Below are 9,576 nucleotides of genomic sequence, written 5' to 3' on the forward strand. Positions count from 1 at the left end.
CACCATGAATCAACAAGAAAGCGTTGTATGACATCCAAACTCCCGGTCCGCGCCAACGCCGTGACCGAACTGGCGAAGATGCTCGTCGCCGGCGGCATCTCCACCGACGCCCTCGCCAACGCCCCGACCATTGGCGACATCCGGCAACTGGCCAAGCGGCGGATCCCGAAGATGGCGTTCGACTTCGCCGACGGGGGAGCGGACGCGGAGAATACGCTGCGGGCCAACACCGGGGACCTGGCCAAGGTGACGTTCGTGCCGCAGTCCCTCGTCGACGTCTCCGAGCAACAGCTGAAGACCACCGTCGCGGGAGAGGAACTGCCGCTGCCGCTTATGCTGGGGCCGGCCGGGTCGGTGCGGATTTTCGGCGGGGATGGTGAGCTGTCCGCCGTCCGCGCGGCGGGCCAGGCCGGGCTGACCTACACCATCAGCACCGCCTCGAGCTGGTCCATCGAGGAGATCGCGGCCGAAGCCACCGGGCCGTTGTGGTTCCAGCTGTACATGTGGCGCAGCCGGGACACCGTGCGGACGCTGGTGGAGCGGGCCGCCGCGGCCGGATGCACGGCCCTGGTGGTCACCGTCGATGTGCCCGTCAACGGCAAGCGCGCCCGCGACCACCGCAACGGGATGTCGATCCCGCCCAAGGTGACGCTGCGTAACGCGATGGGTGTCGCCCGGCATCCCAAATGGTTCGCCAGCCTGATGCGCGGTCCCGCGATCGGCTTCCGCAACCTGGAAGGCATCGCCGAAGGCTCCAGCGCGATGTCGCACCAGGAGTACATCAACACTGAGCTGGTGAATCTGTCCGCCACCTGGGACGATATCGCATGGCTGCGCAGTATTTGGACCGGCCCCTTGTTCGTCAAGGGCGTGATGAGCCTGTCCGATGCCCACAGTGCGGCCGGCGCCGGCGCGGACGGCGTGGTGGTCAGCAACCATGGCGGCCGGCAGCTGGACGGCCTGCCCAGTTCCATCAGCGTGCTGCCCCGGATCGTCGATGCGCTCGGGGACCGGCTCAGCATCATTTTCGACGGCGGCGTGCGCAGCGGCGGCGACGTGCTCAAGGCCAAGGCCCTCGGGGCCGACGCCGTGGCGCTCGGGCGCAGCTGGGTCTGGGGCGCCGCCGCGGCCGGGGGGCGCGGAGTGCAACGGGTGATCGACATTTACCGCAGTGAATTGCGGGAGAGCCTCATTCTGCTCGGGCTGGACAACGTGGAGAATATCGACCGCAGCTTTGTGAACTTCCCGCCCGAATGGTCACGGCCGGAGGGATCGCGGGACCTGCAGGTACGATAGGAATCGATCAAAGCGGTTCGCGCCGCGCTCTATCGCAGCGACCACACGCTAGCCAGAGGTACTCCGGATGGATACGCACATGCATCTCGAACCGATTGGTTCCGTTTCTTCACCGCGGGCGGACGCCAGTAACACCACCGGCTGGGGAGACGTCGTAGCCCGCATCGACCTCAACGACGACATGGGCAGCCAGTCCCTGGAGGGCCTCGAGGGATTCTCCCACGTCGAGATCTTGTTCTGGTTCGACCAAGTGACCCGGCGGTCCTCCTACGCGCAGCGGTCCCGGGCGCGGGGCCGGGATGACATGCCGCTCATCGGCGTTTTCGCGGCCCGCGGGCCGAATCGGCCCAATCCCGTCGGCGTCAGCGCCTGCGAGATCGTCGAGCTCGGTGATACCTGGCTCCGCGTTCGCGGCCTGGACGCAGTCGACGGGACGCCGGTGCTGGATATTAAACCCATCATGACCGTGCTGCTTCCGCAACCGACCAGGGAGCCCGAGTGGAGCCGCCGGCTCATGGCCGACTACTACACCGGTTCAGACTGAGCACTCACCCGAACCAAGCCCGTGCTGGTTTCCGGTCGCCCGGCAGGCCCTGTACCCAGGCCCCGGCTCTCAGCCTCCCGCCGCCGAAAGCACGGGAGCCTGCCGTGCGAAGCCCGTCGCCTGCTCGAACCCGTGTCCCACCTGCAACAACTCGACATCCTGCCCGTGACTCATGGCCAGCTGCAGGCCAACCGGCAGCCCGGATTCGCTGAAGCCGGCCGGCACGGATAACGCCGGAACGCCGGTGGCGGATATCAGGCAGGCCGAGCGCATCCAGCCCAGGTAATTGTCCAGTTCCACGCCGTTAATGGATCCGGGATAGCGCTCGGCGGCATCAAAGGGGAGCACCTGGGCGCAGGGCGACGCGATGACGTCGTAGCGGTCGAAGAATTCCTGCATCCGGTGCTCCAGCCGTGTCCTGGCCAGCGCGGTCTCGATCAGGTCAGCGCTCGACAACTCCCACCCCTGCTCCACGTTCCAGCGGATTTCCGGCTTGATCACCTCACCGTGTTCAGCGACCAGGTCACCCAGGGACAGGGCGAAGTTGAAGGCGCGGGTATTGCGGAACACCAGGTCCGCCTCGCGGAGGTCCGGCGCGGCCTCCTCGATCCGGGCACCGAGGGATTCGAAGACCGCCAGCTGCTCTTCCAGTACGCGCTTCACCTCGGCTTCAACCGGTATCCCCAGCCCAAGGTCGGGCGACCACGCGATCCTCATGCCGGTCAAGTCCCGTTCCAGCGGCTCAGCGAACCTGTGCGGCGCCACCGGCGATGGCGTGGGGTGCCGCGGATGGCTGCCGGAGATGGCGGACATCATCAAGGCGATGTCTTCGACGTCGCGGGCCATCGCGCCGGTCCGTCCAATCCAGCTGAACAGGTCCGGCGACCCGGGGGAGGGGACGACGTCGGCTGAGGGCCGAAGTCCGGCAACGTTGCAGAATGAGGCGGGCAGCCTCAGCGACCCGCCCATATCGGATCCGTCACCTGCCGGCTGGATGCGCGAGGCGATGGCCGCGGCGACTCCGCCGCTGCTGCCACCGGCGCTCAAGTGCGGGGCGTAGGGATTCGTCGTCGTGCCGAACACTTCATTGAAGGTGTGGGAGCCGGCCGCGAATTCGGGCACATTGGACTTTCCGGTGGTGACGACGCCGGCGGTCTTCAACCGCCCGATGACCAGGTCGTCGGCATCCGGGACGTGATTGGCGAAGACCTTTGAACCGTGCGTGGTGCGCAGGCCACGGGTGTTGTGGGTGTCCTTGTGCGTCATCGGCACGCCGTGCAGCCGCGGCAGTGGGCCGTGTGCGGACATAGTGAGTTCGTCCGCGGCCGTGGCGGCTGCCACGGCGGCGTCGTCGTCGACGGTGACAATGGCATTAATCGCAGGGTTTACCTGCTCGATCCGCCGCAGCTGGGCGTCTAAAGCCTCCCGGGCCGAGATCTCCTTGGAGCGGATCGCTGATGCCAGCGCAGTGGCTGACAGGTCCAGGACGCCCGCACCGGCATCCGAACTCGTGCTATCCGTCGTCGTCATACTGGCCATCCTTTCGGCAGGCGGATGTGACATAGATTATCGGCAGGGAGTATGTTGATCTAAACCCTATAGGAAACATGATTCCACGTGTGTCGAATCCAGTCCCATGGGCCGTTTGCGGCCCGCCCTACGACTCGAAAGAGAATCCTCATGACCCGCAAAGTTGCAATTGTCGGCTCCGGTTACATGGGCGGCGGAATCGCCCAGGTGCTGGCCCTGTCCGGCGCCACAGTCGCCCTGGCCGATGTTTCGGCAGACGTCGCCGCACAGAACTACGAACGGCTGATCAACGAGTCGAAGGACTTCGTCGCCGACGGGCTGTTCTCCGAAGGCGCCACCGAAAAGCTGGAGCAGCACCTCACCGCCGCCGCTTCGGTGGAAGAGGCAGTCGCGGACGCCGACTTCATCGAAGAGGCAGTCCCCGAAGTCCTCGAGATCAAGAACGACATCCACGCCCGGATCAGCGCGGCGGCGAAGCCGGATGCGATCATCGCTTCCAACACCTCGACGATTTCCATCGGCGAGATGGCCACGTCGGTGCAGCGTCCGGAGCGGTTCCTCGGCGTGCACTTTTCCAACCCCTCGCCGTTCATCCCCGGCGTCGAAATCATTCCGCACGCCGGCACCGACAAGGCGACCGTTGAGGCAGCTCAGGAGATCGTCCACTCGACCGGCAAGGAGACCGCCGTCGTCGCCGACGTCACCGGCTTTGTGCTCAACCGGCTGCAGTACGCCCTGTTCCACGAAGCGACTCAGTTGGTCGAGGAAGGCGTTGCCGGGCCGGAGGATATCGACACTCTGGTGCGCACCACCTTCGGCTTCCGACTGCCGTTCTTCGGGCCCTTCGCGATTGCGGACATGGCCGGGCTGGACGTGTACAACTTCTGCTACAAGTCGTTGCAGACCGACTTCCCCGAACGGTTCGCGACGCCGAAAATCCTGTCCGACCTGGTCGAAGCTGGCAAGCTGGGAACCAAGAGCGGCGAAGGCTTCCTCGATGTTCCGGCCGAGCGTACGCCCGAGCTGATCGCGTACCGGAACAAGGCCTACGTGGCGATGCAGAAGTTGATCGAGGACCTCGGTCCGGCTCCGCTGCAGTAGGGCGGTCGCGGCGGAAGTCGCTGCAGAGCCGGAGCAGTAACGAAGCAGGATACGAAACATTTGCACGACACGGAGCAGAGCAATCCAGGGGGAGTGGAGTCATTGGAGAAGGCGTCGAAGCGGCCCATGCAGTACGTCGGCGTGAGCACCAAAATGTATCTCCGATACCAGGAGAGCCTGGACTGGCTGGCCGGTGTCCGCGATGAGGTGCTCGCCCGGCCGGCGCTGGCCGGCAAGGTCGGCGTTTTCGTGGCGCCCTCCTTCCCGGTGTTGGAGTCTGCGCGCCGGATCCTGGACAGCAGTCCGGTGTTGCTGGCTGCACAGAACAGCAGCGCGGCAGGCGGAGCGCTGACCGGAGAAGTCAGCCCGGAGTTGCTGGCGGAGCTTGGCATGGACCTCGTCGAGATCGGCCACGCCGAACGGCGCAAGCTGTTCGGCGAGGATGACGCCGTCGTTGCCGACAAAACGACGGCGGTCGCCGCAGCCGGAATGACGCCGCTGCTTTGTGTCGGCGAGCCTGAACGGCAGAGCGCCGTGGAGGCCGCCGACTTCTGCTACCGGCAGGTCGATGCGGCCCTGGGCAGCACGGTCGCCACGGATGCTGTGATACTTGCGTACGAGCCGGTGTGGGCCATCGGAGCAGCCGAGCCGGCAGCTGCAGAGTACGTGAACGACGTCGTCGCCCGGCTGCGGCAGCAGCTTGCCGAACGCTCTGGCGGGGTCGGGAACTCTGGTGTGCCAAGTCCCGGCGGGGCCGGGCATTCCGCCCCTCCAGGCGCCGGCCCGGCCATCCTTTACGGCGGCAGCGCCGGTCCCGGCTTGCTGCCCCGGCTCGATGCGGTGGACGGTTTGTTCCTCGGACGCTTTGCCCACGATCCCGCCAACCTCGGCGCCGTGCTGGACGAGGCGCTGCAACGCGCCGGCCAGTCCGCCGACCAGTCCGCCGGGATTCCGCCGGGGGCAACGTCGTAGGCATCTGCCGCGCGCACCTGGCAGGCGGGCACCTGCCGCGGGCACCTGCCGCGCGCACCTGGCAGGCGGGCACCTGCCGCGGGCACCTGTCGCGGGCACCTGGCAGGCGGTCTTCACCAACCCGGGTTCCTGCCGCCGTCGTGTCCGTCGCCTGGTTCACAATCACGCCAGGCTCCCGCCGCTCCCGCCACCTTCCGGGCTCCCGCCGCCGTCGGACCTGTTTTCAGCACGACCTAAATGCTATAGGATCTTCGATTATGAATTGAATCACGCCACGGAACACCAATGTCCGCTTGGCCACCCACGAAGTTGTACATAAGGAGTTACCCCAATGGTTTTGACGCCAATGGCTCCGGAACCAACAATGCCGACTCCCGCGCTTATCGCCATTGCGGTGGGCGCCGTGGCACTGTTGCTGTTCCTCATTATTAAAGTGCGCCTGCACGCGTTCTTCTCCCTGATCATCGTCAGCCTGCTGACCGCCGTCGTCGCCGGTGTGTCGGCATCGGACCTGCTGGACACCATGCTTGGCCCGTTCGGCGAGACGCTGGCGACCGTTGCCATGCTGGTCGGTTTCGGGGCGGTGCTCGGCCGGCTCGTCGAAACGTCGGGCGGCGCCACCGTGCTGGCCGAAAGCCTGATTGGCCGTTTCGGGGAAAAGCGCGCACCGCTGGCCCTGTCTGTCGCCTCGCTGCTGTTCGGATTCCCGATCTTCCTCGACGCAGGGTTTATCGTCTTCCTGCCGATTATTTACACCGTGGCCCGTCGCCTCGGCGGCGGCCTGCTGCTTTATGCGCTGCCGTCCACCGGTGCTTTCCTGACCATGCATGCGTTGGTCCCGCCGCACCCCGGCCCGGTTGCCGCGGCAGGGATTCTCGGGGCCGACGTCGGCATGGTGCTGGTGATCGGGCTGCTGGTGGGCATCCCCACCTGGTATTTTGCCGGTTACCACCTTGGTATATGGCTGGCCAAGCGCAGCCCGGAGCTGGAAGTCCCGCATCTGCTGGGTGATCCGCCGAAGGACACCGAGAATCCGCCTAAGTTCGGCACCATCTTGCTGGTGCTGCTGCTGCCGCTGGTGCTGATCTTCATCAACACCGGACTGTCCACGCTGACTGCCGAAGGGCTGCTACCTGAGGGTAATCTCGCCATCCAGATCCTGATCTTCATCGGTAATACCCCGATCGCTCTGCTGATTTCGTCGCTGCTGGCCATGTATCTGTTGGTCATCAGGCGCCAGACCGGGCCGATCGGCGGGAAACTGGAAGACCTGGTGGACGATTCATTGGCGCCGGTTTGCTCGATCATTCTGATCACGGGTGCCGGCGGCATGTTCGGCGGGGTGCTGACCTCCACCGGCATTGGCGGTGCCATGACCGACGGCCTCGACGCCTTGGGGCTGCCGCTGATCGTGGTGGGCTTCCTGATTGCCGTGATTATGCGCGTGGCGCAGGGCTCGGCCACTGTCGCGGGTATCACTGCGGCCGGGCTGATGGCCCCCGCAGTCAACGCCGCCGGAGACATGAGCACCGTGGCTCTGGCGTGTATCGTCGTTGCCATCGTGGCCGGCGCCATTACCTTCTCCCATGTGAACGACTCCGGCTTCTGGCTGGTCAGCCGGTTCCTGGGGATGGGGACCACGCTGGCGCTGAAGACATGGACGGTCATTGCCACCGCTGTCGGCTTCATGGCCTTTGGGTTGGTGTGCATCGTCTACGCGTTCGCGTAGCCCCTGTGGTGCACTGCGTGGTGCCCCGGCGGTTCGCCGGGGCACCACGTGTCCCGGGCGTCCAGGCGTCCGGGGCGGCCGGGAGTCGTTGCGGATCTCTTCCCTTGGTGACTGGTGCCGTTGTCGTTGGTGACTGGCGCCGACCTCGCGTGGCCCTCCCTTGGTAGCCTGAAAGCCGTACCTGACGAGGGAGCTGATGGGCGATGACCCTGGTTGATAATGCCGTGTATGTCGGCGGGCAGCGGACGGCGGATCCGCGCAGCCTGGACGAGACGTACGAGGTGATGCGCGAGCGGGGAGGCATGGCCTGGATCGGGCTGTACCGCCCGGATGCCGGAGAGGTCGAGTCTCTCGCTGACGAGTTCCGGCTCCACGAACTGGCTGTCGAAGACGCGCTGCGCGGACATCAGCGGTCCAAGCTGGAGAACTACGGGTCGACGCTCTTTACGGTGTTGCGGCCGGCCCGCTACCTGGACGACACCGAGAAGGTCGAGTTCGGGGAGCTGCATGTCTTTGTCGGGGCCGACTTCCTGGTCAGTGTCCGTCATGCCGAGTCGTTGGACCTGGGCCGGGTGCGGCAGCGGATGGAAGCCGACCCGGAACTGCTGGCCATGGGCCCGCCCGCGGCACTGTACGCAATTCTCGATGAGGTCGTGGACGCCTATGGCCCGGTGGTGGCCGGGCTGGAAAATGACATCGACGAGATCGAAGACCAGATCTTCAATGGCGATCCCACCGTTTCACGGCGGATCTACGAGCTCTCCCGCGAAGTGACCGAATTCCAGCGCGCGACACATCCGCTGGAGGAGGTGATCGCCGCCCTGGAGAAAGGGATGGCCAATTTCCAGGTCAATGTTGAACTGCAGCGAAAACTGCGTGACGTGCGCGACCATGTGATCCGCGTCGTCGAACGTGTCGATTCCTTCCGTGTCCTGCTGCAGAACGCACTCACCGTCAACGCGACGTTGGTGGCGCAGCGGCAGAACGAGGAGATGCGGAGGCTATCTGAAACGAGCCTGGAGCAGAACGAGGAAATCAAACGGATTTCTTCCTGGGCGGCGATCATTTTCGCGCCGACGCTGATCGGCACGGTCTACGGGATGAACTTTGACCGCATGCCCGAACTTGATTGGGTGTGGGGGTATCCGTTCTCGCTGGGGCTCATGGTCGCCACCGGCGGGGTGCTGTATGCCGTGTTCAAGTGGATGAAGTGGCTATAGGCGGCTTGCGCCCTGAAATGTCGGCGCCATGGCTTAGGTTGGATGCAGGAGCGAAAGCGGCAAGACTTTGAAAGGAACAGCATGTCGGTGTCGACGGCGGATCTCTACGATGAGCGCGGCGAGGAACTTCAGTCAGTAGCAACGCAGTTTCTTTTGTTTGGCGGGCGGACCGCGTTCAGCGGCCCCGTCCGCACGGTCCGGTGCTTCGAGGACAATGTGGTGCTCAAGTCGGTGCTGTCCACCCAAGGCGACGGGGCGGTGCTGGTTGTCGACGGTGCCGGGTCGTTGAACCGGGCGCTCATGGGCGACATGATCGCCGAACTCGCAGTCGACAACGGATGGGCCGGTGTCATCATCAACGGTGCCGTGCGTGACCGGGCGGCGTTGGCGCAGCTGCCGCTCGGCGTGAAGGCGCTGGGTAGCAATCCGCGGAAGAGCGTCAAGGACGGCGCCGGCGAAAAGGACGTTCCGGTGAGGTTCGACGGTGTCGATTTCCGGCCGGGAGCCACAGTTTACTGCGACGAAGACGGGATCCTGGTCGAGCGGTAGCCGGTCTGGTCGAGGGGTAGCTTGGCGCGGAATCTCCGGGTGGGGAATCTCCGGTCACGGAGGGCGCCAACTGGCCAGGAACACCAACGACGTCGGCACGTCGGTCTTCTATGAGCCTGGCTTTCTGCGAGTCCGGTGTCTCCGCTGGCGTTCGTTGGGCGGTGCCGCTGCCAGGTAAGGACGGTCTTCGGCCCGGAGGGGATTTGTGGTGGCCAGATCCGGGTTCTTGGTCCGGGGCTGATAAGGATCCCGGCTTCCCGCTCATCGTTATTGTTCCGTTATCTAAAGCCGTCGAAATCTTCTAATAATGTCAGTGGTCGGTGGTTGACTGGTTTTATGACGGTTCGAGTGGGTGTTGACGACGACGGCGGGCGCCCGGGTGCCGGTGCTTCCGGTGCTGCGGGTGCCGGTGCGGGCGGGTGGTTTTGGTTGTCGGGGTGGTCGATGTCCGATGTTCAAGATGGGTGGCAGGGCCTGGGCGTCGAGCTGGATCTGCGGGTCGATATTGCCCGCGCTGCCGGGTTCAAGGAGGTGCCGGTGCTGGCCCGGGGGATCGTGGATGGGCTGGCCTGCATTGAATCGGAAGATCTGGATTATCGGCAGGCGGTGAATCTGCTGGACGAGGCGTCCAGGCT

The 9,576-nt window shown here is 65.2% G+C and carries 9 protein-coding genes; 8 read left to right on the forward strand and 1 reads right to left on the reverse strand.

The features are described from left to right. Positions 1-27 precede the first annotated feature (27 nt). Positions 28-1,296 carry an alpha-hydroxy acid oxidase gene (locus H535_RS25250; protein ID WP_051299170.1) on the forward strand — a complete coding sequence of 423 codons (1,269 nt, stop codon included), beginning with the start codon at positions 28-30 and terminating at the stop codon, positions 1,294-1,296. 67 nt (positions 1,297-1,363) lie between these two features. Beyond that, positions 1,364-1,840, forward strand: coding sequence for a tRNA (N6-threonylcarbamoyladenosine(37)-N6)-methyltransferase TrmO (gene tsaA, locus H535_RS0112755; protein WP_026819857.1), 477 nt, complete (start codon positions 1,364-1,366; stop codon positions 1,838-1,840). A 69-nt stretch (positions 1,841-1,909) separates the two neighbouring features. Here tsaA and H535_RS0112760 read toward each other — a convergent pair whose 3' ends face one another. Beyond that, complete coding sequence (locus H535_RS0112760) at positions 1,910-3,370, reverse strand: amidase (RefSeq protein WP_051299173.1); 1,461 nt, start codon at positions 3,368-3,370, stop codon at positions 1,910-1,912. Between the two features lie 150 nt (positions 3,371-3,520). On the opposite strand from H535_RS0112760, the gene H535_RS0112765 reads away from it, so the two are divergent. The 6 genes from H535_RS0112765 to H535_RS0112790 form a co-directional block, all read left to right on the forward strand. Continuing rightward, on the forward strand, positions 3,521-4,471 hold the full coding sequence (locus tag H535_RS0112765; RefSeq protein WP_051299175.1) for a 3-hydroxyacyl-CoA dehydrogenase family protein: 951 nt from the start codon (positions 3,521-3,523) through the stop codon (positions 4,469-4,471). Positions 4,472-4,597: 126 nt separating this feature from the next. Then, the gene (locus H535_RS25255; RefSeq protein ID WP_051299177.1) at positions 4,598-5,443 is read left to right on the forward strand and encodes a triose-phosphate isomerase family protein; all 846 of its coding nucleotides are present in this window, start codon (positions 4,598-4,600) and stop codon (positions 5,441-5,443) included. A 331-nt stretch (positions 5,444-5,774) separates the two neighbouring features. Continuing rightward, positions 5,775-7,172, forward strand: a complete 1,398-nt coding sequence (locus H535_RS0112775; RefSeq protein ID WP_245580294.1) for a GntP family permease — start codon at positions 5,775-5,777, stop codon at positions 7,170-7,172. 203 nt (positions 7,173-7,375) lie between these two features. Beyond that, a complete protein-coding gene (locus H535_RS0112780; protein WP_026819861.1) occupies positions 7,376-8,392 on the forward strand; it encodes a magnesium and cobalt transport protein CorA in 1,017 nt (338 codons plus the stop codon). Between the two features lie 81 nt (positions 8,393-8,473). Continuing rightward, positions 8,474-8,941, forward strand: coding sequence for a ribonuclease E activity regulator RraA (rraA, locus tag H535_RS0112785; protein ID WP_026819862.1), 468 nt, complete (start codon positions 8,474-8,476; stop codon positions 8,939-8,941). 336 nt (positions 8,942-9,277) lie between these two features. Then, positions 9,278-9,576 (forward strand): hypothetical protein (locus H535_RS0112790; protein ID WP_155838679.1); only part of this gene is annotated, 299 nt, incomplete at its 3' end.

The organism is Arthrobacter castelli DSM 16402 (assembly GCF_000430705.1).
In the GTDB taxonomy this organism is placed as follows: Bacteria; Actinomycetota; Actinomycetes; order Actinomycetales; family Micrococcaceae; genus Arthrobacter_C; species Arthrobacter_C castelli.